This window comes from Streptomyces sp. NPDC001204, assembly GCF_053598035.1.
On the sequence record NZ_JBSFJL010000035.1, the window covers coordinates 1 to 25,916 of the forward strand.

A 25,916-nucleotide genomic window follows, 5' to 3' on the forward strand; every position below is an offset into this window, starting at 1 on the left:
GGTTACATTCCGAACCCGGAAGCTAAGCCTCACAGCGCCGATGGTACTGCAGGGGGGACCCTGTGGGAGAGTAGGACGCCGCCGAACAAATTTTAGGAAAACCCCCGTGTCATTCGGCACGGGGGTTTTCTGCGTTTACGCTCGGTCGGCCGGCACTCGCCTAGGCTCGTACTCATGCGCTATGACCTCGTCATCTTCGACAACGACGGCGTCCTCGTCGACAGTGAGCCCATCTCCAACCGGCTCCTCGCCGCCTACCTCACCGAGTTGGGGCACCCCACCTCGTACGAGGACTCCATCCGTGACTACATGGGGTCGGCGATGCACCGGATCCACGACCTCGTCCTGGAGCGGACGGGGAAGCGGCTGCCGGACGACTTCGACGACGTCTTCCACGCCCGTGTCTTCGCCGCGTTCCGGCGGGAGCTGAAGCCGGTGGCCGGTGCCGCCGACGTACTGGAGAAGCTGACGGTGGAGGGGACGCCGTACTGTGTCGCGTCCTCGGGGAGTCATGAGCGGATCAGGATCGGGCACCGGACGACCGGCCTTGACCGGTGGTTCGACGAGGAGCGGATCTTCAGCTCGCAGGACGTGGGCCGGGGCAAGCCGGCGCCGGACCTGTTCCTCCACGCCGCCGGCCGGATGGGAGTGGCCCCCGAGCGGTGCGTCGTCGTCGAGGACTCCCCGCTGGGTGTGCGGGCCGCCGTGGCGGCCGGGATGGACGTCTACGGGTTCACGGCGATGACCCCGGCCGCGAAGCTCGCGGATGCCACCCAACTCTTCTTTCACATCGAGGAGTTGGCCGACCTGCTGACATGACGCCGACCACCGCCGCGGCACTGACAATTGTCATGCGGAGCTCCGGACGATCGTTTCTACTGGCGGACCCCCCTCGCCCGCGAGGATTTGAGCATGACGACGAACCTGAAGCGCGCGAGCCTCACCCCTCTGCTCGTGGATGTGGCGGTGCCGGTCGGCGGGTACTACCTGCTCAAGTACGGATTCGGGATGAGCACGCTGGCCGCCCTGGGGTGGAGCAGCGTGGCCCCGGCCCTGCGGACCGGTTGGGCCGCGGCCAGGGAACGCCGGGTCAACGGGTTCGCCGCTCTCATCCTGTTCGTCAACGTGGTCGGGCTGCTGCTGAGTTTCGTCGCCGGTGACCCGCGGCTGATGCTCGCCAAGGACAGCGGTGTCAGCAGCGCGATCGGCATCGGCATCCTGGTGTCCGTGGCGATGGGCAGGCCGATGATGACCGCCGCGATGAAGCCCTGGCTGGTGAAGGGCGACGCGAGGCGGGAGGCCGTCTGGGCGCGGCTGGCGGCCGAATCCGCGGACTTCCAGCGGGCGGAGAAGGTGTTCTCGCTGGTGTGGGGCGCGGTGCTGCTCGCGGAGTGCGTGGTGCGGGTCGTGGGCGCCTACACGCTGCCGGTGGACACCATGGTGTGGCTCGGCACCGTGATCATGGTGGTCGCGATGGTGCTCGGGTTCCTCCTGAGCGGTGCTCTCGCCGCCGGGCCGATGGCGCACATGCTGATGGCCGAGACGAAAGCCGGAACGAACGCCGAAGCCACGCAGGCACAGGAGCCCGTCATGGCCCAGGAGCCCGCGAACGGCCGGGAGTCCGCCAACGGCCAGGAGCCCGCCGTGGCCCAGAAGTCCCCGAACGGGCTCGCCCTCGCCCGAAGCTGAGCAGAATTCATCTTTCTCCGGACCTACCCACAGGTAGCCCAGGGCCCTACGCTCGCCGCCATGACAGATGTGCTGCGGCGCGGTAGGGCCTCGCTGGCGTTCAGCTTCTTCGCGCAGGGCGTCGCCTTCGCTCTTCTCGTGACGCGCATCCCGGCCATCCAGAGCCGGTACGGGGTCTCCGACGCACTGCTGCCGGTTTTCCTTGCCGCCGTGCCGATCCTCGCCGGCGTCGGCAGCACGACCGCCGAGCACCTGGTGAAACGCGTCCGACCCAGCCGGCTGCTGCGCTGGTCCCAGCCCGTCGTCCTCCTGTCCCTGCTCGGTGTCGGGGCGGGCGGCCGGGTCGCCGAACTGGGGCTCGCCCTGGCCGCGTTCGGGCTGGCCGTGGGAATGCTGGACGCCTCGATGAACATGCTCGGGGTGAGCCTGCAACGGGCGTACGGCCGCAGCATCATGCTCGGCTTCCACGCCGTCTACAGCCTCGGCGGGATCGTGGGTGCCTCGCTGGCCTGGGCCGGGGCGCACTGGCACCTGGCGCTGTGGGTGTCGTACCTGCCGGTGGTGGCGGTGCTGCTGCCGGCGGTCCTCGTGGGCAGCCGGTGGTACGTCGACGCCGACTCCGCCGCCGCACCGGACGAGGCCGGCGGGAAGGCCGGCGAAGGCGGCGGGAGCGTCGCGTTCCGGCTGCTGCTGCCGCTGTGTCTGGTGATGACCTTCGCGTACATCGGGGACTCGACCGTCTCCAACTGGAGCGCGAAGTACCTCCAGGACACGCTGGGCAGCTCCGAGCAGCTGGCGACGGTGCCGTACAACGTCTACATGGTGACCACGCTGCTGGGGCGGGCCATCGGGGACACCGGGGTGCGGCGGTTCGGTGCCGTGGCCGTCGTACGGGTGGGTGCGCTGGTCGCGGCGCTGGGGTTCGCGGTGGTCGCCGGGGCGCCCGGTCCCTGGGTGGGCATGCTCGGGTTCACGCTGCTGGGGCTGGGCCTGTGCGTGCTGGTGCCGCAGACCTTCGCCGCGGCCGGGCGCCACGCTTTTGACAACTACGGCCCGGGCGCCTCGGACAAGGCCGTCGCACGGCTCAACATCTTCAACTACGTGGGTTTCCTGGTCGGCTCGCCGCTGGTGGGCGCGCTGGGCGACGCGTGGAGCTACCGCGGGGCGATGCTGGTGCCCATGGCGTTGGTGCTGGTGACGTGGGTGTGCGCCGGGTCGTTCGCGCCGCGACCGGACCGATACGGTGGCGGTCATGAGCGGCCGCGCACAGCTGATGTGGGACGAGGCAGTAACGGGCTATGACTTCGGTCGGGACCACCCCATGGATCCGGTCCGTCTCTTCCTGACCCGGAAACTGGTCGGCGCGCTCGGACTCGACCGGGAGGTGCGGCTGGTGGCGGCCAGGCCGGCCGGCGAGTCGACGCTGCGGCTGGTCCACCGGGAGGACTACATCGCCGCGGTGAAGGCCGCGTCGGCGGACCCGGGATCGGCCGACGGGACGTACGGACTGGGGACGTTGGACGATCCGGCGTTCGCCGGGATGCACGAGGTGTCCGCGCTGATCGCGGGGCAGTCGGTGGCGGCGGCGGAGGCCGTGTGGGGCGGGGACGCGTTGCACGCGGTGAACTTCGCGGGCGGGCTGCACCACGCGATGCCGGGCGCCGCGTCGGGCTTCTGCGTCTACAACGACGCCGCGCTGGCGATCGCGCGGCTGCTGGAGCTGGGTGCCGAGCGGGTCGTGTACGTCGACACCGACGTGCACCACGGGGACGGGGTGCAGACCGCGTTCTGGGAGGACCCGCGGGTGCTGACGATCTCGGTGCACGAGCATCCCCGGACGCTGTTCCCGCAGACGGGATGGCCGCAGGAGACCGGGGCCCCGTCCGCCGAGGGCTCGGCCGTGAACGTGGCGCTGCCGGCGGGGACCGGGGACGCCGGGTGGCTGCGGGCGTTCCACGCGGTGGTGCCGGAACTGGTCGCCGACTTCCGGCCGCAGGTGCTGGTCACCCAGCACGGCGCCGACACGCACTTCGAGGATCCGCTGGCGCATCTGGCGGTGTCGCTCGACGCGCAGCGGGCGGTGCAGATGGCGTGCCACGAGCTGGCCCACGAGCACGCCGAGGGGCGGTGGGTCGCGCTGGGCGGGGGCGGGTACGCGGTGGTGGACGTCGTACCCCGGTCGTGGACGCATCTGGTGGGGATCGCGGCGGGGCGGCCGGTGGAGCCGGAGACGGTGATTCCCGAGAGCTGGCGGCAGACGGTGTACGCGCGGACACGGCAGTTGGGCCCGATGCGGATGACCGACGGGCGGTGGCCGGTGTCCTGGACGGACTGGGAGGCGGGGTACGACCCGGCGGACCGGCTGGACCAGGCGATCCTGGCGACCCGGCGGGCGGTGTTCCCGCTGCGGGGCCTGCTGCCGTAGCGCCGGTCGCCGGTGGACGGGCCCTGCGATTAGGCCGACCGTGCGGTGTTCCCGGGTTCTCGGGACGATCGCGCAGGGCGTGCGTCAGCATCGCTCGGGTGTTGAGCATCGCGGCGCTGCGCGCCCATCTGGTGAGGGCCCGTCTCGCCGGGATGGTGACCACGACGCGGGAGGCCGGTCTGCGCAGCTATCGGCTGTTCGCGGCCCGGGACCCCCGGGTGCTGATCGGGATCGACCCCGAAGGGCCTTGGCAACAAGGGGACTTGATCGAGCTGATGGCGCGCAGGTGTGGCGTTTCGGCCGATCCGCGGCACACCTTCGGCCCCGATGTCATCGACCCGGATCTGACGCTGGCCGCGCTGGACGCCTTCGCGGACCGGCTCGGTGCGGCGGCGCGGCGCGGCGCCCCCGTGCTCATCGGCACCGGGCACCCGCACCGGCTGCTCGGTTTCTACGCCGCGCTGGCGGACGCCCTGTCGGCGGCGGGATGTACCGTCCTCACCCCCGCGCAGGGTCGCTGTGTCGACATAACGACCCGGTTCGGTCTACGCACGTGCCGCCTCGAATACGTTCGGGGAGTCGCCCTGGTCCGGCCTCCCGGCACCGAACGCTCCGGTTGTGAGCCCGGCGCGCACACGCATTCACCGCTCCCGGTTCGGCTGGCGCTCGCGGCGGCGGCCGACGTCGGCGGCCCGCTGCCGGAACTGGTGATCGGGGATCACGGCTGGGTCTGCGGTGCAGGTCAGCTGGGGTTCGAGGCCATGGGGCCGGCCGACACGAACGACCCCGCGCTCTTCGTCGGGCAGGCGGAGGGGCGCGTGTCCGTCGTCGTTCCACTTGATGACGGCGTACGGCCCGCCTGGTACCGCCCGCTGGCCCGCTACGTACTCAATCGCGCCTGTCTGTCACAGTAGGCCGCCGATGGTCCACCTCTTCCCCACTCGCATCACCCGCCCCTAGTCTGGGGAGTGAGCACGCAGCGACGAAGAGTCACCGGAAGGGGAAGCCGGTGGCCGTCGAGTGCGGAAGGTTCAGGTGTGTCATGGCTGCAGCTGGCGAAAGGCCTCTGAACGAGGTTCAGTTCCTTACCGTGGCGGAAGTCGCCTCGGTCATGCGAGTGTCGAAGATGACCGTGTACCGCCTGGTGCACAGCGGTCATCTGCCCGCGATCCGCGTGGGGCGGTCTTTCCGCGTCCCGGAGCAAGCGGTTCACGAGTACCTCCGCGAGAGCTACGTGGGGGTGGAAACCGCCTGACGACGATCAGGAGGGGTCCGTGAAGGACACTGCGGAACACTTCCGGATCCCTCCGGAAACCTCGATTACGACCTCAGCGCTCGGGCGGGTAGGCTAGCCCCTCGTAGGTCGTGTGGGCCCATGGCGCCCAAACACCGAGTGATGAGAAGTGAGCGAGGGTAGTCGTGGGCTCTGTTATCAAGAAGCGGCGCAAGCGGATGGCCAAGAAGAAGCACCGCAAGCTGCTCAAGCGCACCCGCGTCCAGCGTCGCAACAAGAAGTAGACGCCGGTCGCGCGAGGTACGCGCCAACGCGAAAGCGTGTCCGTGGCCCCCCACCGCATCCGGTGGGGGGTCGCGTGCGTTTCGGGCCGGCCGACCGCGGGGGTGGCGCTGTCCCGTTCGCACGCACGTACCTGCCGTCACGTCGCGCATCGAGAGGCCACCGCAGCGCTACCCCGACCCGATAGGTTGGCCGCACACGGGGAACCCGGCGGTGATCCGGGCGGGAAGGAAGGCGCTGATCTTGGGACAGGTCGTGCTCGTGACCGGAGTGGCCCGTCAGCTGGCGGGCCGGTTCGTACGGCGCATCCAGCGTGACCCGGAGGTCGACCGGGTGGTCGCCGTGGACGCGGTCCCGCCCGAGCACCATCTGGGCGGCGCCGACTTCGTCCAGGCGGACATCCGGCAGCCCACCATCGCGCGGGTGCTCGCCGAGACGTCCGCCGACACGGTGGTGCACATGGACGTGACCGGCACCGCGCTGGGCAGCGGCAGCCGGGCCCTGGTCAAGGAGACCAACGTCATCGGCACCATGCAGCTGCTGGGCGCCTGCCAGAAGTCCCCGTCCGTCAAGCGGCTGGTGGTCAAGTCCAGCACCAACGTCTACGGTTCCGCGCCCCGGGACCCGGCGGTGTTCACCGAGACCACCCCGCCCAAGTCCCTGCCCAGCGGCGGTTTCGCGAAGGACACGGTCGAGGTCGAGGGGTATGTGCGGGGCTTCGCCAGGCGGCGGCCGGACGTCGCCGTGTGCGTGCTCAGGTTCGCCAACATCCTCGGCCCGACGGCGGACACCCCGCTCGCCTCGTACTTCTCGCTGCCGGTGCTGCCGACGGTGTTCGGCTACGACCCGCGGTTGCAGTTCGTCCACGAGGACGACGTGATCGAGGTGCTGCGGATCGCCTCGCACGAGCCGCGTCGCGCCACCCTCAACAGCGGCACGTTCAACATCGCCGGCGACGGCGTGCTGCTGCTCTCGCAGTGCTCCCGGCGGCTGGGACGCCCCACGGTGCCGCTGCTGCTTCCCGCGGTGACGTGGGCGGGCTCGCTGGTGCGTACGCTGGGAATGACGGACTTCTCACCCGAGCAGATCCGCCTGCTGACCCACGGCCGGGTCGTGGCGACGGACCAGATGCGCGAAACACTCGGCTTCGCACCCAAGTACACGACCGCGGAGACCTTCGCCGAATTCGCCCGCAGCCGCGGCCCCGGGCTGCTGCCGCCGGAGGTCCTCGCGGGGGCCGTCGACCGGATCGCCGCCCTGTCCCACCCGGGCAGTGGCCACCCGACGCAGAGCGCCTACTGAGGAGCGCAGCACCATGGCGGACGCCAAGGTCATTCCGTTCGACGACGACCGGTCCCGCGGAAGCGCCGGACAGCGGCCGTCGCGGCGCCGGAGCACGGGGAGCCGCCGCACCGGCGCCGAGCCGGCGGCGGTCGGCGAGGTGCAGCCCCTGCCCGGCAGGGGGGCCGCGCAGGACGATGTCCCTGTGACCAGTGAGGGACAGCCGCCGGAGCCGCCGAGCCGGCCGCCGCAGGACGGCGGTCTGGAGCGGCGCATCGCGAGCGGTCTGGCGTTCCTGCGCCGCCGCCTCACCGGGGACTACGACGTCGACGACTTCGGCTACGACGCCGAACTCACCGACCAGCTTCTGATGTCCCTGTTGCGGCCGCTGTACGAGAAGTACTTCCGGGTCGATGTGAAGGGCATCGAGAACATCCCCGCCGAGGGCGGCGCCCTGATCGTCGCCAACCATTCCGGCACGCTGCCGCTGGACGGGCTGATGATGCAGGTCGCCGTGCACGACCGGCATCCCGCGGACCGGCATCTGCGGCTGCTCGCGGCCGACCTGGTGTTCGTGCTGCCGGTGGTCAACGAACTCGCCCGCAAGCTCGGCCACACCCTCGCCTGCACCGAGGACGCCGAGCGGCTGCTCGGGCAGGGCCAGCTGGTCGGGGTGATGCCGGAGGGCTTCAAGGGCATCGGCAAGCCGTTCAGCGAGCGCTACAAGCTGCAGCGGTTCGGGCGCGGCGGCTTCGTGTCGACCGCGCTGCGCCAGGGCGTGCCGATCATCCCGTGCTCCATCGTCGGGGCCGAGGAGATCTACCCGATGATCGGCAACGCCAAGACCCTCGCGCGGCTGCTGGGCATCCCGTACTTCCCGCTGACGCCCACCTTCCCGTGGCTGGGGCCGCTGGGCGCGATCCCGCTGCCGACGAAGTGGACGATCCAGTTCGGCGAGCCCATTCCGACGGACGGGTATCCGCCGGAGGCGGCCGAGGACCCGATGCTGATGTTCAACCTGACCGACCAGGTCCGCGAACAGATCCAGCACACCCTCTACAAGTTGCTGGTGCAGCGCAGGTCGGTGTTCTTCTGACCGTGCCACGAAGGCGGGGGCACCCCTGGTGAGGGGTGCCCCCGCCTTCGTGGGGCTGTGCTCGGCACCGCCTACTTCGCGTCCTCCGCGTTGATCCCGAGGCCGGGCAGCAGGCCCGGGAGGAGCGGCGGAATCGTCACGTCGGGGCCGCTGGAGGGCGACTTGGGCGCGGACGGCGAGGCACTGCCGCTGCTGGGCTTCGCCGGGTCCAGCAGACCGCCGGAGGAGCCGCCGAACAGCCCCTCGTCCTCGCTGCCCGAGCCGGTCGACGCGCTGGGGCTGTCGCTGCCGGTGTGGGGGCTGCCGGAGGAGGTGTCGCCGCCGGTGCTGGGCTGGGCCGAGTGCGCGGCGCCGGGCGAACCGGCGGTCGGCGTCGGCCGGGGGCCGTGCTGCTCGCCGTCGCCGCCCGGGGCGGGGTGCTGGGGGAGCATCGACTGGAGCGGGGCGACCTCGTCGTCTATGGCGTCGAACACCGACGACACCTGCTGACTGACGTCGCCGAGCTGCACGGGGAGGCGGTCGCGGAGCGCGCCCCAGGCCTCGCGGTGGGACCGCGAGAAGGTGGAGAGGGCCTGGATGGGGCGCAGGGAGTCGGGGTCGCGCTCGTACGCCTCGTGGAGCAGGCGGTGGCCCTCGGTCGCGTCGTGCTGCATCCCGGACAGGGTGCGCCGGATCTCGCCGAGCGACTCGTGGTCGAGCCCGCCGCCGCGGCCGCGCTCCATCAGCCTGCGGGCCTCGCTCAACCGGGTCGAGGCGAGGTCGAGGTAGGCCTGGCCCTGCTCGTCGGCGCCGTCGGTCAGGTAGGTGAGCTTGAAGTCCTCGATGCCGCGCTTGAGGCCGTACAGCGAGTCACCGGGGAGGGCGCTGGAGCTGGCGGCGGCCACACCGCCGAAGGCTCCCGCGGCCACACCCACGCTGAGTCCGCCGGCGGCCAGCGACTTGCTCAGCCGCGTGCGCGGCCGCAGTTTCCCCAGGCCGCTCGCCCGGTGTGCGCCGCGCGCCCGTTGCCTGGGCACCGGTGGGTCACTCGCCTCGCCCGACGCGGTGCTCTCCTGGAGCATGGCCTCCATCGCGGCCACCAGGCGGGCCCGCTGGACGACCTTGACCTCGGGGTCCAGCTCCGGCCGCGGCAGCGCGTCCAGACCGGTGGCGAGGGCCAGCATGCGGCCCTGCTCGGTCTGTTCCGCGGCAGCCGGGGCCCGTGCCGGTCCTTCGGCCTGTTCGGCCGCCGTGCCCCGGTCGGACAGTTCTTCCAGGGCCTGGGCGAAGGCGTTCGCCCGCCGGTGCGCCGATACATTCGCGATCACTGGCGGCACCTCCTCTCGTCATCACGGTCGACTCCCCGGGGGTCCTGAGGGTGCACGTCCACAACCGCTTCTTCCGGTCGGTCGACCAGGATTGGCCAGGGCGTGACCACAGGGAGCCGCTATCCCGCACAACGAGCGGCGCGGCACTTGGGTTACGGACCCGGGCGGATCGGATCGAGAAGTCAACGCGCTTCGACGGAGCGTGAGTTGAAGGTCGCGGAGCGTGTGCGAGGCTCAGCGTGCGTCGTCGGGGAGAAGCCGGGCCAGGGTGCGCACGGCCCGGTACTGAAGCGTCTTGATGGCACCCTCGTTCTTGCCCATCACCCGGGCGGTCTCCGCGACGGACAGGCCCTGGAGGAAGCGGAGCGTGACGCACTCCTGCTGCTGCGGGTTGAGCCGGCGTACGGCGTCCAGGAGGGCGGCGTTGGACAGGGACTCGAGGACGGAGTCCTCGGGGGAGCGCTCGACCTCGTTGGCGTCGAGCATCTCGCCGGTGGTGACCTCGAGCCGGAACCGGCTGGACTTGAAGTGGTCGGCGACGAGGTTGCGGGCGATGGTGACCAGCCAGGCGCCGAAGTCGCGGCCCTGCCAGGTGAAGGTGCCGATGCGGCGCAGGGCGCGCAGAAAGGTCTCGCTGGTGAGGTCCTCGGCCGTCGCCTTGCCGCCGACGCGGTAGTAGATGTACCGGTACACGGTGTCGCTGTACTGGTCGTAGAGCCGTCCGAAGGCGTCGGCCTCGCCGGCCTGGGCGCGTTCGACGAGCTCCATCATCCGGGCGCTGTCGCTGTCCGCGGCGGGACGCCGGACGGTGGCCGCCGAGGACGGGCGTCCTCGGCGGCCGGCCGCCCGTCCGTCGCCGGTTCGTCGCCCCTCGACCACGGCGCTGCGAGTCGGCACCTGCTCCATGCCGTCGGCCAGCGCGTAGGCCGGACCTACCGGCGCGGCGGTGGCGAATACGGGGCCGGCGTACGCGGTGGGGACGAGACCGCGCAGCAGGTCCAGGACCGTTGCGCGGAGCGTAGCCAGGCCCGAGGCGTCAACCCCGACGTGTGGGTACACGGGACTCCCAGAGGCAGAGCTTCCATCACGTGCAGTGCGGAACCGTTCACCCGTCGTAGCGACGATGGGGTAACTGGTTTGCGTCTGAGGAGAATAACGCTTCGTACAGGCACTGCTACACCGAGTTGCTCAAATCATCGATTCCGTCGCTTCCGTAACCGATTGGCGTGCGTTCGGACGTCGGAGAGTGAGCGTTTGCTGACCGATCTGTTCCGTCTTCGGTGTGTGTCTGGGGCGCATCCTGGCGATGCACCGCCAAGTCGAATGGCCAGAACGGCATGGGCGTACGTTCGGTCAATTGCCCGCGGTTCCGGGTGCGCCGCACGAACGCGATCGGCGAAGGCCCGTACCGCCACTGGGCGGTACGGGCCGCGGGAGGTACGGACGCTGGCCGGCCGCGAGCGCGGGGCGTGAGCGGCCGGTGATGAGTGGGGGGGGCGGCGGTGCGGTACTACGGCGTCAGCGGCGGCGGCGGTGCAGGGCGATGGCCGCGGCGGTGCCGCCGGCGACGGCGCCGACGCCGGCCGCCGCGGGGATGCCGACCTTGGCCGCCTTGCGGCCGGTGCGGTAGTCGCGCAGGCGCCAGTCCATCTCCCGGGCGTGGCGGCGGAGCTTGGAGTCGGGGTTGATGGCGTAGGGGTGGCCGACCAGGGACAGCATGGGGATGTCGTTGTGGGAGTCGCTGTAGGCGGCGCAGCGGGTCAGGTCCAGGGCCTCCGCCGCGGCCAGGGCGCGTACCGCCTCGGCCTTCGCCGGGCCGTGCAGCGGTTCGCCGACCAGCCGGCCGGTGTAGACGCCGTCGACCGACTCCGCCACCGTGCCCAGCGCGCCGGTCAGGCCCAGGCGGCGGGCGATGACCTGGGCGATCTCCACCGGCGCGGCTGTGACCAGCCACACCTTCTGACCGGCGTCCAGGTGGGCCTCGGCGAGCGCGCGCGTGCCCGGCCAGATCCGCTCGGCCATGTACTCGTCGTAGATCTCCTCGCCGATCGACTTCAGCTCGGCGACCCGGTGGCCCTTCACGATCGACAGCGCCGAGTCGCGGGCGTCCTGCATGTGCTCGGGGTCCTCCACCCCGGCCAGCCGGAACCACGCCTGCTGCCAGGCGAACTTTGCGAGGTCGCGCGTGTCGAAGAACTTCCGCTTGTACAGGCCCCGGCCGAAGTGGAACAGCGCGGCGCCCTGCATGACGGTGTTGTCCAGGTCGAAGAAGGCGGCGGCCCTTTCGTCCCCGTGCACCGGGAACTCCGACGCCTCCCGCGGGGCCGGCGGGACGCCCGCTTCCTGCGAGGATTTGCGCGCTGCCTCCGCAGAGGCCTCGCCTGCCAACACGCTTCGCGCCGTGGCGGAGCGCCTACGGGAAGTGAGCCATCCGAGAGCGGCCATGGCGTGAGCATAGCCAGTTGGCCGGGTGGTTCCGGAGTCGAGAGGTTTCGCGGCCCGTGAACTCTTCGCGACGGCGGCGTTGCGGCGGTCCGCGCCGACGGGGTTCCGCGGCCCCGTGCCGGAGCGACAATGGCCAGCATGAGTCCCATCTTCCGCCGCAAGTCCCCCGGGCCCCAGGGGCGGCTCGTCACCCTCGTCCGCAAGCCGGGCTGCCACCTGTGCGACGACGCGCAGGCCGTCGTGGAGAAGGTCTGCGCCGACCTGGGCGTCGCCTGGGAACAGAAGGACATCACCCAGGATCCGGAGTTGTACGACCAGTACTGGGAGCAGATTCCGGTTGTACTCGTCGACGGTGAACAGCACACCTTCTGGCGGGTGAACGAGGGGCGGCTGCGCAAGGAGCTCGCGGGCTGATCGGGACTGACCGAGGAGTCCAAACTGGCCGGAAGTCGCCTAGGATCGATGGCGTCTTGGTCTCGGGGGTGGGGATCGTAGAGGAGAGTGTGCGGTTTTGCCCCCAACAAGAAAGGCACAGAGGTGCGGATGTGCCGGTTCCAAACATCCGCGTCGGGGGTGCGTGACCCCGGTCACGTTGGCCGGGCAAATCGGACACCATCTTTGTGCACACGTTCACAAAGACATAGCCTGCTGTCGACGGGGCGGTCTGGGGACATATGACCGCCCGCAGCCCCGCTCTACCCGCAGGAGCACCGTGGCAACTGGCCGAACTCACCGACCGGCGACCCGTAGCCGAGGGATTCCCGAGGCCACCGTCGCCAGGCTTCCGCTGTACCTCCGAGCCCTGACCGCACTGTCGGAGCGCTCGGTGCCCACGGTCTCCTCCGAGGAGCTCGCGGCCGCGGCGGGGGTCAATTCCGCCAAGCTGCGCAAGGACTTCTCCTACCTCGGCTCCTACGGGACCCGCGGGGTCGGCTACGACGTCGAGTATCTCGTGTACCAGATCTCCCGCGAACTGGGGCTCACCCAGGACTGGCCGGTTGTGATCGTCGGTATCGGAAACCTCGGCGCCGCCCTCGCCAACTACGGCGGCTTCGCCTCCCGCGGCTTCCGCGTCGCCGCGCTCATCGACGCCGACCCCGCGATGGCCGGCCGGCCCGTCGCCGGCATCCCGGTCCAGCACGCCGACGAGCTGGAGAAGATCATCCGGGACAACGGCGTCTCGATCGGCGTGATCTCGACCCCCGCGGGCGCCGCCCAGCAGGTCTGCGACCGGCTGGTGGCCGCCGGTGTCACCTCCATCCTGAACTTCGCGCCGACCGTGCTGTCCGTCCCGGACGGCGTCGACGTACGCAAGGTCGACCTCTCCATCGAGCTTCAGATCCTCGCCTTCCACGAGCAGCGCAAGGCCGGTGAGGAGGCCGTCGCCGACCGCACCCTCCCGCCCGCCGCCGCGGTCCGCGACGAGTCCACCGACCAGGGCCCGGACGGGGATGTCCCCGCCGTGATGCCGGCATGAGTCTCCTCGTCGTCGGACTGAGCCACCGCAGCGCCCCGGTCAGCCTGCTGGAGCGCGCCTCGCTGAGCGCGGACGGCCAGGACAAGCTGCTCCAGGACACGGTCGCCGCCGAGCCGGCCACCGAGGCCGCCGTGCTCGCCACCTGCAACCGCATCGAGCTGTACGCCGACGTGGACAAGTTCCACGCCGGTGTCGCCGAGCTGTCCACACTGCTCGCCCAGCACAGCGGGGTCGGTCTCGAGGAGCTCACCCCGTACCTCTACGTGCACTACGAGGACCGGGCCGTCCACCACCTGTTCTCGGTGGCCTGCGGCCTGGACTCGATGGTCGTCGGCGAGGGCCAGATCCTCGGCCAGATCAAGAACTCGCTGGCCCGCGCCCAGGACCTGCACACCGCCGGGCGTCTGCTGAACGACCTGTTCCAGCAGGCCCTGCGGGTCGGCAAGCGCGCCCACTCCGAGACCGGCATCGACCGCGCCGGGCAGTCCCTGGTCACCTTCGGCCTGGAGCAGCTGTCCGCGGGCGCGGACGTGCAGGACTGGGCGCGCGGCAAGAAGGCCCTGGTCATCGGCGCCGGTTCGATGTCGTCGCTGGCCGCCGCCACGCTCGCGCGGGTCGGCGTCCGCGAGATAGTGATCGCCAACCGTACGCAGGACCGGGCCGAGCGCCTCGTCCAGATCCTCACCGAGGGCGACGACACGGACGTGCTGGCCCGCGCGGTACCGATGAACGCGGTGCCGCTCGAGCTGACACGTGCAGATGTCGCCGTCTCCTGCACCGGCGCGACCGGACTCGTCCTGACCGCCGAGACGGTCACCTCCGCCGTCGAGGGCCGTACCGGGGCGCCCGCCGCCGTGTCGCGGGCCGTCGCGGAAGAGCACGGCAGTGGCCGTACGGCGGTGCGGACGGACGTCCGCGAGACCCCCCTGCCGCCCGTGGGCGCCGCAGGCGCCGACGAGAACTGCCCGCTGGACCTCGCCGCCGCCGAGCCCGGCTTCTCCCTGATGGGCGAGTCCGCCGTGGCCGGACTGGACGCGGCCACCCTGGAGCAGCACGGCACCTGGGTCGACGGTGGTACGGCCCTGCTCGAGCGGAGCCGGGAGATTGGCGGAGGAACCGCCGACCGCCGCGAGTCCGCCCGTGCCGAGGCCGACCCGGAGACCGACGCCGAGCTGATCACCGCGCTCGCCGCGACGGTGGCCACCGCCGGCCGGATCCCCGAGCACCGCAGGCCCGAGCCGGTCGCCGTCGCTCCGCGCCCCGAACCGGCCCTCTTCGTGCTGGACCTCGCCATGCCGCGCGACGTCGACGCGGCCGTGCACCGGCTCGCCGGGGTGCGCCTGGTGGACATCGAGTCGCTCGCCGAGGCCTCCGCCGACGCTCCGATGGCCGCCGACGTCGACCAGGTCCGCCGTATCGTCTCCGACGAGGTCGCGGCCTTCGGGGCGGCCCTGCGGGCGGCGCACATCACACCCACCGTCGTCGCGCTGCGCACCATGGCCGCCGACGTCGTGAGCAGCGAGATCGCCCGCCTGGAGGGGCGGCTGCCCAGCCTCGACGACAAGCACCGGGCGGAGATCACCCAGACCGTCCGGCGTGTCGTGGACAAGCTGCTGCACGCGCCGACGGTCAGGGTCAAGCAGCTCGCGGCCGAGCCCGGCGGCGCCGGATACGCGGACGCGCTGCGCACCCTGTTCGACCTGGACCCCGAGACGGTCGCCTCCGTCTCCCGGGCCGACAGCGATTCCGACGACTCCGAGAAGCACGACGACTCCGAGAAGCACAGCAAGAACCGAGGGCCAGCATGACTGAGAAGGCACTGAGGCTCGGGACCAGGCGCAGCAAGCTCGCCATGGCCCAGTCCGGGTTGGTGGCGGACGCCGTGAGCCAGGTGACCGGACGGCCTGTCGAGCTCGTCCCGGTCACCACCTACGGCGACATCTCCCGTGAACACCTCGCACAGATCGGCGGCACGGGTGTGTTCGTGGCCGCGCTGCGCGAGGCGTTGCAGCGGGGCGAGGTGGACTTCGCGGTTCATTCGCTCAAGGACCTGCCCACCACGCAGCCCGAGGACCTGGTCCTGGCCGCCGTACCCGAGCGCGAGGACCCGCGCGACGTGCTCGTCGCCCGGGACGCGCTGAAGTTCACCGACCTGCCCCGCGGGGCGCGCATCGGTACGGGCTCGCCGCGCCGCATGGCCCAGCTGAACGCGTACGCCCGCGCCCACGGCCTGGACATCGAGACGGTCCCGATCCGGGGCAACGTCGACACCCGCATCGGCTTCGTCAAGAACGGCGAACTCGACGCGGTGGTGCTCGCCGCCGCCGGGCTGAACCGGGTCGGCCGGAGTGACGAGGTGACCGACTTCCTGTCGGTCGACACGATTCTGCCCGCCCCCGGCCAGGGGGCCCTGGCGGTCGAGTGCAGGGCGGGGCACACCGCCCAAGACGCTGCCCTCGCCGCCGAGCTCGCCGAGCTCGACGACCCGCACACGCGGGCCGCCGTGACCGCCGAGCGGTCACTGCTCGCCGCCCTGGAGGCCGGTTGCAGCGCCCCGGTGGGCGCGCTGGCCGACCTGCTGGGCGACGGGCGGATTGTCAAGGAAATGCGCCTGCGGGGCGTCGTCGGCAGGCCCGACGGCTCCGCACTGGTGCAGCTGTCCACCACCGGTCCCGTGCCCCAGACGCACGACCAGGCGATGGCATTCGGTCGCGGACTCGCCACCGAGATGCTCGCCCAGGGCGCGGCCGGTCTGATGGGGGAGCGAGCACAGTGAGCCCCACCACCCTTCCCGCCTGTCCCGAACACGGGCACGTCACCTTCCTCGGTGCCGGACCCGGAGATCCGGGACTGCTCACACTGCGCGCCGTGGAGGCGCTGGCCAACGCGGACGTCCTCGTCGCCGAGCACGAGGTGCTCGACGTCGTGCGCACGCACGCCAGGCAGGGCGTCGCCGTCGTGCACACGGACCCGGGTCCTTCGGCGGACTCGCATCCGGGCACGGGCACGCCCCAGCTCACGGTGGTTGACGGCACGTCAACAACCGCTGGGATCCCCGCGGTGCGGGATGCCGCACATCTTGTCATGGAGGCCGCGCGGGGCGGCAGGCGGGTCGTCCGTGCGGTGTCCGGGGACCCGGGACTCGACACGTACGCCGCGGAGGAGATGCTCGCCTGCGCCGCCGCGGGCGTTCCCTTCGAGGTCGTCCCCGGCATCGCGGCCGCCGTCGGCGTGCCCGCGTACGCCGGGGTGCCGCTGCGCGACGCCCAGGGCACCGACGTACGGTTCGTCGACGCGCGTACGGCCTCCGACCGCTGCTGGACCGAGGTCGGCGCCTCGGACGGCACGGTCGTCGTGTCGACCACGCTCGACTCGGTCGCCGCGGCGGCCGGTGAACTGGTCTCGGCGGGCCGCAAGCCCGACACCCCGTTGACGGTGACGGTCGCCGGCACGACCACCCGCCAGCGCACGTGGACGGCGACGCTCGGCACGATCGCGCAGACCCTGAAGCAGGCCAAGGTCCTGCCGTCCCCGGACGGCGGGCGCCCGGTGATAGCCGTGGTCGGCGAGCGCAGCGCGACCGCCCAGCGCGACCAGCTGTCGTGGTTCGAGTCCAAGCCGCTGTTCGGGTGGAAGGTCCTCGTGCCGCGCACCAAGGAGCAGGCGGCCTCGCTCTCCGACCAGCTGCGGTCCTACGGGGCCGTGCCGCACGAGGTCCCGACGATCGCCGTCGAGCCGCCGCGCACGCCCCAGCAGATGGAGCGCGCGGTGAAGGGCCTGGTGACCGGCCGCTACGAGTGGATCGCGTTCACCTCGGTCAACGCGGTGAAGGCGGTGCGGGAGAAGTTCGAGGAGTACGGGCTGGACGCCCGGGCCTTCGCCGGCATAAAGGTGGCGGCCGTCGGCGACCAGACCGCGAAGGCGCTGATCGCCTTCGGCGTGAAGCCGGACCTGGTGCCGAGCGGCGAGCAGTCGGCCGCGGGCCTGCTGGAGGACTGGCCGCCGTACGACCCGGTCTTCGACCCGATCGACCGTGTCTTCCTGCCCCGCGCGGACATCGCCACGGAGACCCTCGTGGCGGGTCTGATCGAACTGGGCTGGGAGGTCGACGACGTCACGGCCTACCGCACGGTCCGCGCCTCTCCGCCCCCGGCGGAGACCCGCGAGGCCATCAAGGGCGGCGGCTTCGACGCGGTGATGTTCACGTCGTCGTCGACGGTGCGGAACCTGGTCGGCATCGCGGGCAAGCCGCACAACGTGACGGTGATCGCCTGCATCGGCCCGGCCACGGCGAAGACCGCCGAGGAGCACGGCCTGCGGGTGGACGTGATGGCCCCCGAGCCGTCCGTCCACAAGCTGGCCGAGGCCCTGGCCGACTTCGGCGCACGGCGCCGCCTCGCGGCCCTGGACGCGGGCGACCCGGTGACCCGCCCGAGCGAACGGCGGCCGGGGTCGCGCAGGCGTCGTACGTCGACGTGAGTGTGTGAGCAGGTGGCGGAGCGTGCCGTGCGGGCGCGTTCCGCCATCGCGCGTTTCTGCCCGCGGTGGGCGGCCGGGCCGCCTTCACGGCCCGGGATTCACGGTGTTCACCGAGGTTTTCGCGCGGGCCAGTTCGCGGAGTATGCGGGCCAGGTCGGCGGGTTCGGCCGCGAGGCGGACCGGGGTGCCGGCGTCGTCGAGTTCGGCGACGTCCCAGTGTCTGTCCACGGGGTCGGAGCCCCGGGCGCGTCGTACGTTCTTGAGGGTGAGCCGCTGCACCGGTATCGGCTTCGCCGCGAACCGGCCCGGGCCGGGCGCCACCGCGAGGGGGCCGCCGCCCAGGACGATGTGGGTGCCGAAGCCGCGCGGGTTGTAGTCGGTGTCCTCCAGGAAGCGGGCGGCCAGGAACTCCTCCTCGTCCTTTCTGGCGGCGGACTTCCCGGTCGTTCCGGCCGCTGCTCCCGGCGCACAGGTGGCGTGCCAGGCCCCGGCGAACAGCCCCAGCGTGACCAGCGAGCCCACGGCCATCCAGGTGATCGCCACGGGCGAGGAGAACAGGGTCGTGGGGTGGAGGTAGCAGAGCGGCAGGAGCCACAGGGCGGTGGCGACGAGCGCGCCCCCGAACGGCAGGGCCGGCGGGAGCTCCCCGTCGTCGCGCAGTCGGCGCCCGAGCAGGCTCAGCAGTGAGTGGGCCGCGGGGTAGCCCGCGGCGAGGAGGAACGCGGCCGCGAAGACGGCCGTGCCTCCGGCGGTGGGGACGTTGGCGTGCCACCCGTAGCGCTTTCCGACGACCTTCATCACCTGGCCGCGCCAGAAGGTCAGTTCGACGTGGTCGCCGGCCTGGAACTCCAGGGCGGCATCGCGTGAGACATCGACGCGCTCCAGCGGCCGACCGGCGGTGAAGTACAGCCAGCTGGGCCGCCGCCTGCTCTGGTTGTCCTCGGTCCGCGAGATCACGGCCGGGATCGTGGTCAGGCATTCGTCGCGCTCCGCGGCGGGTGTCCCGGCGGTGCACGCGGTGGCCGACTTCCACGCCTGTTCGTACGACGCGGTCCCGGACACGGACCCCGCGGCCATGGCCGCGAACGCGAGCAGCACAGGGCACACGACCAGCAACCCCACCCAGCCGCGCCGGGGGGTCCGGTACGACACGACGGGGGCCTTGCCCGGGTCCGTGGCCTCGTAGCGGCGGTGCAGCGCGCGGAGCGCCTCCACCTCGGTGTCGAAGTCCGGGTCGTCGGACGACCGGCTCCGCGGCAGGGGCAGGAGTCGCTCACGTCCGTAGTGCGGGATCAGGCTGACGCGACGGGGCTCGTGGGCCCAGGGAGTTCGCGCGGACTTCCGGTGCACGCGCAGTTCGGCGATGTCGCCCCACGGCACGGTCCGGCTGCGCAGCAGCGTCCGGAAGCGCAGACCGCGGGCGTCGGCGCTCACCCGGACGAAGAACCACAGGACGCGTCTCCAGCGGGGGCGGCAGGTTGCGTTCCACACATCGGCCATGCACGGCATCCTGTCATCGGCCGAGCCGCACGCGCTGGTGCGGTGGTCCGGGCCCCCTCGCGGAGGCCCGGACCCTTTCACCTGACCTGAGTTGTCATGCCACGGTTCGGATGAGCTTCTTGTTGACGAACTCCTCGATTCCGGGGCGGCCGAGTTCGCGGCCGAAGCCGGAGCGCTTGATGCCGCCGAAGGGCAGTTCCGCGCCCTCGGCGCCGACGCCGTTGACGAAGACCATGCCGGCCTCGATGCGGTCGGCGACGCGCTCGGCCTGCGCGGGGTCGGTGGTGAAGACGTAGGACCCGAGGCCGTAGGGGGTGTCGTTGGCGATGCGCAGGGCGTCGTCCTCGTCGGCCGCCGGGAAGACCATCGCCACCGGTCCGAAGAGTTCCTGGCGGGCGGCGGTGTGTTCGGTGGTGAGCCCCGTGAGGACTCCGGCCGGGAAGTAGGCTCCGCGCCGTTCGCCCTCGCTGTGGAGCGTGGCGCCCTGGGCGACCGCCTCGTCGACCTGCCGGGCGAGGTTCTCGGCGGCGGCGACCGACGACAGCGGGGCACCGGTCTCGCCGTCGAGCAGCCGGGCGGTGAACTTCTCGACGAACGCGTCGTAGAGGTCCTCGACGACGACGAACCGCTTGGCGGCGTTGCAGGCCTGGCCGGTGTTGTCGAGCCGGGCGGCGACGGCGGCCTCGACGACCGCGTCGAGGTCGTCGGTGGACAGCACGATGAACGGGTCGGAGCCGCCGAGTTCGAGGACCACGCGCTTCAGGTTCCGCCCGGCGATCTCGGCGACGGCGGCGCCGGCGCGCTCCGAGCCGGTGAGCGAGACGCCCTGGACCCGCGGGTCGGCGATCACCTCGGCGATCTGCTCGTTGGTGGCGTACACGTTGACGTACGCGCCGGCCGGGAAGCCGGCCTCGGCGAACAGCTTCTCCAGCAGGGCGGCGGTGGCCGGGCACTGGGGGGCGTGCTTGAGGACGATGGTGTTGCCGAGCGCGAGGTTCGGGGCGGCGAACCGGGCCACCTGGTAGGCCGGGAAGTTCCACGGCATGATGCCGAGCAGGACGCCCACCGGGCTGCGCCGGACGACGGCGCTGCCGGGGCCGGAGGTGACGTCGAGCGGCTCGTCGGCGAGGAACGCCTCGGCGTGGTCGGCGTAGTAGTGGTAGATGTCGGCGCAGAAGCCGACCTCGCCCTCGGCTTCGGCGAGCGGCTTGCCCATCTCGCGCACGATGCTCGCGGCCAGTTCGGCCTGGTGCTCCGTGTGCAGGTCGCCGAGCCGGCGCAGCAGCGCGGAGCGCTCGGCCACGGAGCTGGTACGGCCCCAGGAGGTGGCCGCGTGGGCGGCGGCGACGGCGTCCGCGATCTCGGCGTCGGTGGCGGTCGGGTAGGTCTCGGCGACTTCGCCGGTGGTGGGGTCGGTGACGGCGTACATCAGGTCTCCGGAAAGTGGTCGGGTGCGGGGCGGCTGTCGGTCACGGGACGGCTCACGGGGTCAGGATCGTCCTGACCCCGGTGTTCGACCTGAGATCGTCGAACGCCTCCGCCGTCTCCCGCAGCGGCCGGGTCCTGCCGATCAGGTCGTCCAGCGGCAGCCGGCCCGCCAGGTAGAGGCGGGCCAGTCTGGGGATGTCGATCTCCCCGACGCTGGAGCCGTAGTTGCAGCCGAGGATACGTTTCCCCTGGTCGGCCAGGTCGAACAGGTCGAACGAACCGGTCGCGCCGGTCGGTGCCATCCCGACCAGGACGGCCGCGCCGCCCGAGGTGAGCATGGCCGGGAGGGTCTCGACGACCTTGGGGCTCCCGATCGCCTCGAAGGCGTAGTCCACCCCGCCGAGTTCCTCCTGGCACCAGGCCGCGACGTCGGTCCGGGCGCCGTCGAGTGTGTGGGTGGCGCCGAACCGCTCGGCCACGGCGAGCCGTTCGGGGGAGAGATCGACGGCGACGACGGGGTCGGCACCCACCAGGCGAAGACCCATCACCACGCTGAGTCCCACGCCGCCCGTACCGACGACGACCGCGGACTCGCCGGGACGGACCCGGGCGGTGTTCATGACCGCGCCGATGCCCGTCGTGATGGAGCAGCCGAGGAGGGCGCCGATGTCGAACGGCAGTTCCTCGGGGACCTTCACCGCCGCCGACTCGGGTACGACCAGCCGGTCCGTGAACGCCCCCAGGCCCAGGTAGGGCCACACCGGGGCGCCCTCGGCGTCCGTGAACGGGGTGGTCCCGTCGGGCAGCGTGTTGGCGACGGCCTTGGTGCCGGTGCACAGCCACGCCATTCCGGCCACGCACTTGCGGCAGCGCCGGCACGGCGCGAACCAGGACAGCACGACGTGGTCGCCGGGCCGCACGGAGGTGACGCCGGCCCCGACCGCGGTGACCACTCCGGCCGCCTCGTGTCCGAGCACGAGCGGTCGGTCGGTCGGCCAGTCACCGGTCACGATGTGCAGGTCCGAGTGGCACACGCCGGCCGCGCGCACGTCGATCTCGACCTCGCCCGGCCCGGCGGATCTGAGGGCGACGTCCTGCGACCGCAGTCCGGAGACCGGGTCGAAGACGATGGCCGGGGAGAATTTCGAGGACATCAGGACACCTTCACCTTTTCGGGGGCCGGGTTCCGGGGGAGCTGGGTGTGGGGCTTGGCGACGGCGACGTAGACGAGACCGATGGCGAAGAGCACGGAGAAGACCAGGACCACGGCCCAGACCTGGATCCAGCTGCCGCCGGCCGGGGCGAGTTCGGCACGGGGCCAGGCGATGTTGACCGCCTCGAAGAGCAGCCACACCACGGCGAGCGCGTTGACCACCAGGCCGGTCCGTCCCAGCCGCAGCTCCCCGGCGGCGGGGTTCCACCGGCCGCTCAACCGGGCGGCGAGCGCCACGACCGCGACGGTCAGGAAGATGAAGTAGAAGCCGCCGGAGCCGAACGCGATCAGGGTCGCCGCGGCATCGCCGTTCAGCCCGAGCAGCAGCCCGAGACCGGCCAGCACGGCCGTCGCGATGAGCGAGACGTACGGGATCTGCCGCGGGCCGACGGTGGCGAGCGTCGAGGAGAAGGGCAGCTGCCGGTCGCGGGCGAACGAGAAGACGGCTCGCCCGATGTACGTCTGGATCGAGATGGCGCACGCGAAGAACGCGATCAGAACGACGACGACGAACGGCTTCTCGCTCCATCCGCCCAGCCCGTCCGTCACGGCGGCGAGGACCGGATCCGCCGTCCTGCCGGACACGGCGTCCTCGGGCCGGCGCAGCGAGAGCGTCACCGCGAGCCCGGTCAGCAGGACCGTGAAGGCGACGAACACGTAGGCGCGCAGCAGCGCCCGCGGCACGCTGCGCCGCGGCTGCTCGGTCTCCTCGGCGACCTGCGTGGTCGCGTCGAAGCCGAGGAACGCCCAGCCGGCCACCGCGAGACAGGTCAGGAAACCGGCCAGGACCGACCCCTTGGAGGCGGCCTCGGCCCCCAGCGTCTCGAACAGGATCCCGAAGCCGTTGTGGCGCACGAAGAGCAGCAGGACCACGCTGATGGCGATGGAGGCGACGCCTTCGGCGAGGATGCCCGCGTTGAGGAAGTGCTTCACCGGGTTGACGCCGAGCAGGTTGATCGCGAGCGCCACGGCGATGAAGACCACGCCGAGGAGCACGTGGGTCGTCGCCGACGGTGTCCCGTCGCCGAAGAGCATGTGCAGCCAGCTCGCCCCCAGGTAGGCCACCGTGGCCAGTGACGCGACGGCCGAGGCGAGATAGATCCAGCCCACCAGCCAGCCCAGCCGGGGCCCGCCGAGCCGGCGCACCCACTGGTAGACCCCGCCCGTCATGGGGAACTGGGAGGACAGCTCGGCGTAGACGACGGCGGTCAGCAGCTGTCCGAGGAAGGCCGCGACGACCGCCCAGATCCACGCGGGGCCCGCGAAGACGAACCCCAGCTGGACGACGGCGTAGATGCCGACCACGGGGGAGATGGTCGCGAACCCGATCGCGAACACGGCCCACGGGGACAGGGTGCGTTTCAGCTCCTGCCGATAGCCGTACTCGGCGAGGTCACCGGCGTCGGTGTGAGTGTCGTTCACATGCGTCTCCTGACGGTGGTGCGTGCCGGAGGTGCCGGCTCGGCCGGGACGGGGCCGGGGCCTGTCGCCGGGGTGAGATCCCCTTGATCAGCGGCTTCCTGACGTCCACAGTTATTGGCCGCGTGGCCAATTTCCTAATTGGTCGCATACTCAATAACATTCCGGGCATGACGTCAAGGGGTCCGGGCAAGCGAGTCCGCAAGGCGCCGGCCGAGCGCCGCAACGAGATCGTCACCAGCGCCGCGCGCATCGGACTCACCGAAGGGCTGGAGTGCGTCACCCTGCGGCGGGTCGCCGACGAGCTCGGCGTCCAGTCCGGACTGGTCGGCCACTACTTCCCGGCGGCCGACAAACTCGTGGCCGAGGCCTTCACCGGCGCCACGATGGCCGAACTCGACAGCCTGCTCCCTGAGGGGCCTCCGGAGGGATCACCGGATGGGCCCGCCGGCACCGGCGACGGCACCCCGCTGCGCACACTCCGGCGCTTCTTCACCCTGATCTCCAGCGCCGACTTCGACAACGTCAGCAGGCTCTGGCTCAACGCGCGGCACCTGTCGCGCTACCGCCCCGTACTCCACGAGCACGTCGTGGACCAGGAACTGCTCTGGTGCCGGCGCATAGAGCGGCTCATCACCGCCGGAGTGGAGGCCCGGGACCTCCGCTGCGACGACCCCTGGGCGGCGGCCGTGCGCATTCTCGTCGTGATCGACGGAACCAGCGCCTACATCAACACCAGCGCAGACCTCCGCGCTGCGCCGATCGCCGACATGGTCCGCACCTTCGCCGAGGCCGAACTCGGACTGGCGGCCGGCGCCCTGAAAACGTCCTGACGCACGGCGGGGAACGGCGGTGCCGCGGCACCACGGCGCCCGCCCCGGCCGACCCCGTGGGGCCCGCGCACACCCATTCCGCGGCGCCCGCCCCGGCCGACTCCCCGTCGGCAAAGGCATCGGGGCGGCGGGCGTAGCGTAGAGGGCATGACGAAGTACGGATCCTTTCCCGGTACGCGTCCTCGCCGGCTGCGCACCACCCCCGCCATGCGGCGCATGGTCGCCGAGACCCGGCTGCACCCGGCGGACTTCATCCTCCCCGCGTTCGTCCGCGAGGGCGTGAGCGAGCCCGTGCCGATCTCGACGATGCCCGGGGTGGTGCAGCACACGCGGGAGAGCCTGAAGAAGGCGGCCGCCGAGGCGGTGGAGGCCGGGATCTCCGGGATCATGCTGTTCGGGGTGCCGGAGGAGGGCAAGAAGGACGGCCTCGGGACGGCGGGGACGGACCCGGACGGGATCCTCCAGGTCGCGCTGCGCGATGTGCGCGCCGAGGTCGGGGACGAGCTGCTCGTCATGTCCGACCTGTGCCTCGACGAGTTCACCGACCACGGCCACTGCGGCGTCCTCGACGCCGAGGGCCGGGTCGACAACGACGCCACGCTCGAGCGGTACGCCGAGATGGCCCAGGTCCAGGCCGACGCCGGCGCCCATGTCGTGGGCCCCAGCGGGATGATGGACGGGCAGATCGGCGTCGTCCGGGACGCGCTGGACCAGATCGGCCGGGAGGACGTGGCCGTCCTCGCCTACACCGTCAAGTACTCGTCCGCGTTCTACGGGCCCTTCCGGGAGGCGGTCGGCTCCTCGCTGAAGGGGGATCGCAAGACCTACCAGCAGGATCCGGCGAACCTGAGGGAGTCGCTGCGGGAGCTGGCCCTCGACCTGGAGGAGGGCGCCGACATGGTGATGGTCAAGCCGGCCGGTCCCTACCTCGACATCCTCGCCCGGGTCGCCGACGCCGTGGACGTGCCGGTCGCCGCCTACCAGATCTCCGGCGAGTACTCGATGATCGAGGCCGCCGCCGAGAAGGGCTTGGTCGACCGGGACCGGGCCATCCTGGAGACCCTGACCGGCATCAAGCGGGCCGGGGCGCGCAACATCCTCACCTACTGGGCCACCGAGGTCGCGCAGAAGCTGCGCTGACCCCGCCACCGCGCCACCGCGCCACCCCGCCGGGCCGCCCGTCTCCGCACGGGCGGCCCCGCCGCGCCGTGAGCGGTGCGCGGAGGGGTCAGGAGCCCGTGCCCCGTTCGCCTTCGCCGCGTCGGCCGCGGGAGCCTCCGCCCGCCGACGCCCGGGCGGAGCCGCCGTGCGAGGCGGCGTGCTGGTTCAGCACCTTCATGATCTCCATGGCCAGGGCCTCCGCCAGGGCAGGCGCGAGGGATTCCGCCAACGCGGTCGCCAGGACCTGCGCGAACAGGGCCTTCTCCAGTTCCGAGGACCGGGAGTGCGCCGGCCGGGAAAGAGACGTCGCGGCCGCTTCCAGCAGAGCCGCCGTCAGCGGGTCCTTCCCATGCCTGATACCGGTACCGGTGTGCGGAATCCCGGACTCGCGCACCATTTCCTCGAAGACCTCGTCGATGAAGGTCTCCAGGGGATCCCGTTCCGTCTCTCCGCCGGACTCAGCTGCCATTTGTGGTTCCTCAAGTTCGATTGCCGTACGGGACCCGCCCCCCGATGCCGGTGGGCGCGGCCGTCGGGGGGCGGGGTGTCGCCCCGTGCCTAGCGCCGGGCCAGCGCGGCGAGCAGCAGGGGATTCTGGATCATCGAGCCCCCGCGTTCCTCGCGGCGGCGCATGAGCATGGCGAGGA

Annotated in this window: 24 protein-coding genes and 1 rRNA gene; 17 read left to right on the plus strand and 8 right to left on the minus strand. The window is 71.7% G+C overall.

Annotated elements, in window-relative coordinates; all coding sequences use genetic code 11:
- The 10 genes from rrf to ACWC91_RS34095 all read left to right on the plus strand — a co-directional run.
- Nucleotides 1-87: ribosomal RNA gene (gene rrf, locus ACWC91_RS34050) — 5S ribosomal RNA — on the plus strand; the annotation flags it as partial.
- An 87-nt stretch (nucleotides 88-174) separates the two neighbouring features.
- On the plus strand, nucleotides 175-819 hold the full coding sequence (locus ACWC91_RS34055) for an HAD family hydrolase (protein WP_225078161.1): 645 nt from the start codon (nucleotides 175-177) through the stop codon (nucleotides 817-819).
- Nucleotides 820-912: 93 nt separating this feature from the next.
- Nucleotides 913-1,689 carry a VC0807 family protein gene (locus ACWC91_RS34060; protein WP_450644429.1) on the plus strand — a complete coding sequence of 259 codons (777 nt, stop codon included), beginning with the start codon at nucleotides 913-915 and terminating at the stop codon, nucleotides 1,687-1,689.
- Nucleotides 1,690-1,749: 60 nt separating this feature from the next.
- On the plus strand, nucleotides 1,750-2,991 hold the full coding sequence (locus ACWC91_RS34065; RefSeq protein WP_450644427.1) for an MFS transporter: 1,242 nt from the start codon (nucleotides 1,750-1,752) through the stop codon (nucleotides 2,989-2,991).
- Entirely contained in the window at nucleotides 2,942-4,114 is a 1,173-nt protein-coding gene (locus ACWC91_RS34070) for an acetoin utilization protein AcuC (protein ID WP_450644425.1), read from the plus strand. The genes ACWC91_RS34065 and ACWC91_RS34070 overlap by 50 nt, the downstream gene beginning before the upstream one ends.
- Before the next feature lie 98 nt (nucleotides 4,115-4,212).
- Nucleotides 4,213-5,028: a phosphatase gene (locus ACWC91_RS34075; protein ID WP_225078157.1), complete on the plus strand. Its 816-nt coding sequence runs from the start codon at nucleotides 4,213-4,215 to the stop codon at nucleotides 5,026-5,028.
- 128 nt (nucleotides 5,029-5,156) lie between these two features.
- A complete protein-coding gene (locus ACWC91_RS34080; protein WP_004984898.1) occupies nucleotides 5,157-5,369 on the plus strand; it encodes a helix-turn-helix domain-containing protein in 213 nt (70 codons plus the stop codon).
- A gap of 164 nt (nucleotides 5,370-5,533) precedes the next feature.
- Entirely contained in the window at nucleotides 5,534-5,632 is a 99-nt protein-coding gene (locus tag ACWC91_RS34085) for a 30S ribosomal protein bS22 (RefSeq protein ID WP_003948845.1), read from the plus strand.
- Nucleotides 5,633-5,873: 241 nt separating this feature from the next.
- A complete protein-coding gene (locus ACWC91_RS34090) occupies nucleotides 5,874-6,932 on the plus strand; it encodes an NAD-dependent epimerase/dehydratase family protein (protein WP_376504697.1) in 1,059 nt (352 codons plus the stop codon).
- A gap of 13 nt (nucleotides 6,933-6,945) precedes the next feature.
- Nucleotides 6,946-8,007, plus strand: a complete 1,062-nt coding sequence (locus tag ACWC91_RS34095) for a lysophospholipid acyltransferase family protein (RefSeq protein WP_450644423.1) — start codon at nucleotides 6,946-6,948, stop codon at nucleotides 8,005-8,007.
- Nucleotides 8,008-8,078: 71 nt separating this feature from the next.
- Here the strand turns inward: ACWC91_RS34095 and ACWC91_RS34100 are convergent, their stop codons facing one another.
- The 3 genes from ACWC91_RS34100 to ACWC91_RS34110 form a co-directional block, all read right to left on the minus strand.
- Nucleotides 8,079-9,314 (minus strand): DUF5667 domain-containing protein, encoded by a 1,236-nt coding sequence (locus ACWC91_RS34100; protein WP_450644421.1) that lies wholly within the window; start codon nucleotides 9,312-9,314, stop codon nucleotides 8,079-8,081.
- A 234-nt stretch (nucleotides 9,315-9,548) separates the two neighbouring features.
- A complete protein-coding gene (locus ACWC91_RS34105; protein WP_225078153.1) occupies nucleotides 9,549-10,373 on the minus strand; it encodes an ECF subfamily RNA polymerase sigma factor, BldN family in 825 nt (274 codons plus the stop codon).
- A 459-nt stretch (nucleotides 10,374-10,832) separates the two neighbouring features.
- On the minus strand, nucleotides 10,833-11,759 hold the full coding sequence (locus tag ACWC91_RS34110) for an HAD family hydrolase (protein WP_225078152.1): 927 nt from the start codon (nucleotides 11,757-11,759) through the stop codon (nucleotides 10,833-10,835).
- Nucleotides 11,760-11,888: 129 nt separating this feature from the next.
- On the opposite strand from ACWC91_RS34110, the gene ACWC91_RS34115 reads away from it, so the two are divergent.
- The 5 genes from ACWC91_RS34115 (at nucleotide 11,889) to ACWC91_RS34135 (ending at nucleotide 17,715) form a co-directional block, all read left to right on the plus strand.
- The gene (locus ACWC91_RS34115) at nucleotides 11,889-12,173 is read left to right on the plus strand and encodes a glutaredoxin family protein (RefSeq protein WP_376504704.1); all 285 of its coding nucleotides are present in this window, start codon (nucleotides 11,889-11,891) and stop codon (nucleotides 12,171-12,173) included.
- 298 nt (nucleotides 12,174-12,471) lie between these two features.
- Nucleotides 12,472-13,236, plus strand: coding sequence for a redox-sensing transcriptional repressor Rex (locus ACWC91_RS34120; protein WP_141359541.1), 765 nt, complete (start codon nucleotides 12,472-12,474; stop codon nucleotides 13,234-13,236).
- Nucleotides 13,233-15,044 carry a glutamyl-tRNA reductase gene (locus ACWC91_RS34125; RefSeq protein WP_225078150.1) on the plus strand — a complete coding sequence of 604 codons (1,812 nt, stop codon included), beginning with the start codon at nucleotides 13,233-13,235 and terminating at the stop codon, nucleotides 15,042-15,044. Before ACWC91_RS34120 ends, ACWC91_RS34125 begins: the two co-directional genes overlap by 4 nt.
- A complete protein-coding gene (gene hemC / locus ACWC91_RS34130) occupies nucleotides 15,041-16,012 on the plus strand; it encodes a hydroxymethylbilane synthase (RefSeq protein WP_450726171.1) in 972 nt (323 codons plus the stop codon). The genes ACWC91_RS34125 and hemC overlap by 4 nt, the downstream gene beginning before the upstream one ends.
- On the plus strand, nucleotides 16,009-17,715 hold the full coding sequence (locus tag ACWC91_RS34135; RefSeq protein ID WP_141359538.1) for a bifunctional uroporphyrinogen-III C-methyltransferase/uroporphyrinogen-III synthase: 1,707 nt from the start codon (nucleotides 16,009-16,011) through the stop codon (nucleotides 17,713-17,715). Before hemC ends, ACWC91_RS34135 begins: the two co-directional genes overlap by 4 nt.
- An 84-nt stretch (nucleotides 17,716-17,799) precedes the next feature.
- Here ACWC91_RS34135 and ACWC91_RS34140 read toward each other — a convergent pair whose 3' ends face one another.
- The 4 genes from ACWC91_RS34140 to ACWC91_RS34155 all read right to left on the minus strand — a co-directional run bounded on the left by ACWC91_RS34140 (nucleotide 17,800) and on the right by ACWC91_RS34155 (nucleotide 23,278).
- Nucleotides 17,800-19,215 (minus strand): PH domain-containing protein, encoded by a 1,416-nt coding sequence (locus ACWC91_RS34140; protein WP_450644257.1) that lies wholly within the window; start codon nucleotides 19,213-19,215, stop codon nucleotides 17,800-17,802.
- Nucleotides 19,216-19,309: 94 nt separating this feature from the next.
- Nucleotides 19,310-20,644 carry an NAD-dependent succinate-semialdehyde dehydrogenase gene (locus tag ACWC91_RS34145; RefSeq protein ID WP_225078147.1) on the minus strand — a complete coding sequence of 445 codons (1,335 nt, stop codon included), beginning with the start codon at nucleotides 20,642-20,644 and terminating at the stop codon, nucleotides 19,310-19,312.
- A 52-nt stretch (nucleotides 20,645-20,696) separates the two neighbouring features.
- Nucleotides 20,697-21,797 (minus strand): alcohol dehydrogenase catalytic domain-containing protein, encoded by a 1,101-nt coding sequence (locus tag ACWC91_RS34150; RefSeq protein ID WP_225078146.1) that lies wholly within the window; start codon nucleotides 21,795-21,797, stop codon nucleotides 20,697-20,699.
- On the minus strand, nucleotides 21,797-23,278 hold the full coding sequence (locus ACWC91_RS34155) for an APC family permease (protein ID WP_450644260.1): 1,482 nt from the start codon (nucleotides 23,276-23,278) through the stop codon (nucleotides 21,797-21,799). Before ACWC91_RS34155 ends, ACWC91_RS34150 begins: the two co-directional genes overlap by 1 nt.
- Nucleotides 23,279-23,445: 167 nt before the next feature.
- On the opposite strand from ACWC91_RS34155, the gene ACWC91_RS34160 reads away from it, so the two are divergent.
- Together ACWC91_RS34160 and hemB are read left to right on the plus strand one after the other, a co-directional pair.
- Entirely contained in the window at nucleotides 23,446-24,108 is a 663-nt protein-coding gene (locus ACWC91_RS34160) for a TetR/AcrR family transcriptional regulator (RefSeq protein ID WP_450644262.1), read from the plus strand.
- 147 nt (nucleotides 24,109-24,255) lie between these two features.
- Complete coding sequence (gene hemB / locus ACWC91_RS34165; protein WP_281155508.1) at nucleotides 24,256-25,248, plus strand: porphobilinogen synthase; 993 nt, start codon at nucleotides 24,256-24,258, stop codon at nucleotides 25,246-25,248.
- Between the two features lie 88 nt (nucleotides 25,249-25,336).
- On the opposite strand, the gene ACWC91_RS34170 is transcribed toward hemB, so the two are convergent.
- Nucleotides 25,337-25,738 (minus strand): hypothetical protein, encoded by a 402-nt coding sequence (locus ACWC91_RS34170; RefSeq protein ID WP_141359533.1) that lies wholly within the window; start codon nucleotides 25,736-25,738, stop codon nucleotides 25,337-25,339.
- Nucleotides 25,739-25,916: the final 178 nt, after the last annotated feature.

Excerpts from the sequence above, each read along its gene's own strand:
- ACWC91_RS34160 (WP_450644262.1), top strand. The coding sequence starts at position 23,446 with ATGACGTCAAGGGGTCCGGGCAAGCGAGTCCGCAAGGCGCCGGCCGAG.
- ACWC91_RS34070 (WP_450644425.1), top strand. The coding sequence starts at position 2,942 with ATGAGCGGCCGCGCACAGCTGATGTGGGACGAGGCAGTAACGGGCTAT.
- ACWC91_RS34125 (WP_225078150.1), top strand. The coding sequence starts at position 13,233 with ATGAGTCTCCTCGTCGTCGGACTGAGCCACCGCAGCGCCCCGGTCAGC.
- ACWC91_RS34065 (WP_450644427.1), top strand. The coding sequence starts at position 1,750 with ATGACAGATGTGCTGCGGCGCGGTAGGGCCTCGCTGGCGTTCAGCTTC.
- hemB (WP_281155508.1), top strand. The coding sequence starts at position 24,256 with ATGACGAAGTACGGATCCTTTCCCGGTACGCGTCCTCGCCGGCTGCGC.
- ACWC91_RS34115 (WP_376504704.1), top strand. The coding sequence starts at position 11,889 with ATGGCCAGCATGAGTCCCATCTTCCGCCGCAAGTCCCCCGGGCCCCAG.
- ACWC91_RS34095 (WP_450644423.1), top strand. The coding sequence starts at position 6,946 with ATGGCGGACGCCAAGGTCATTCCGTTCGACGACGACCGGTCCCGCGGA.
- ACWC91_RS34110 (WP_225078152.1), bottom strand. The coding sequence starts at position 11,759 with ATGGCCGCTCTCGGATGGCTCACTTCCCGTAGGCGCTCCGCCACGGCG.
- ACWC91_RS34170 (WP_141359533.1), bottom strand. The coding sequence starts at position 25,738 with ATGGCAGCTGAGTCCGGCGGAGAGACGGAACGGGATCCCCTGGAGACC.
- ACWC91_RS34080 (WP_004984898.1), top strand. The coding sequence starts at position 5,157 with ATGGCTGCAGCTGGCGAAAGGCCTCTGAACGAGGTTCAGTTCCTTACC.
- ACWC91_RS34060 (WP_450644429.1), top strand. The coding sequence starts at position 913 with ATGACGACGAACCTGAAGCGCGCGAGCCTCACCCCTCTGCTCGTGGAT.
- hemC (WP_450726171.1), top strand. The coding sequence starts at position 15,041 with ATGACTGAGAAGGCACTGAGGCTCGGGACCAGGCGCAGCAAGCTCGCC.
- ACWC91_RS34055 (WP_225078161.1), top strand. The coding sequence starts at position 175 with ATGCGCTATGACCTCGTCATCTTCGACAACGACGGCGTCCTCGTCGAC.
- ACWC91_RS34150 (WP_225078146.1), bottom strand. The coding sequence starts at position 21,797 with ATGTCCTCGAAATTCTCCCCGGCCATCGTCTTCGACCCGGTCTCCGGA.
- ACWC91_RS34140 (WP_450644257.1), bottom strand. The coding sequence starts at position 19,215 with ATGGCCGATGTGTGGAACGCAACCTGCCGCCCCCGCTGGAGACGCGTC.
- ACWC91_RS34145 (WP_225078147.1), bottom strand. The coding sequence starts at position 20,644 with ATGTACGCCGTCACCGACCCCACCACCGGCGAAGTCGCCGAGACCTAC.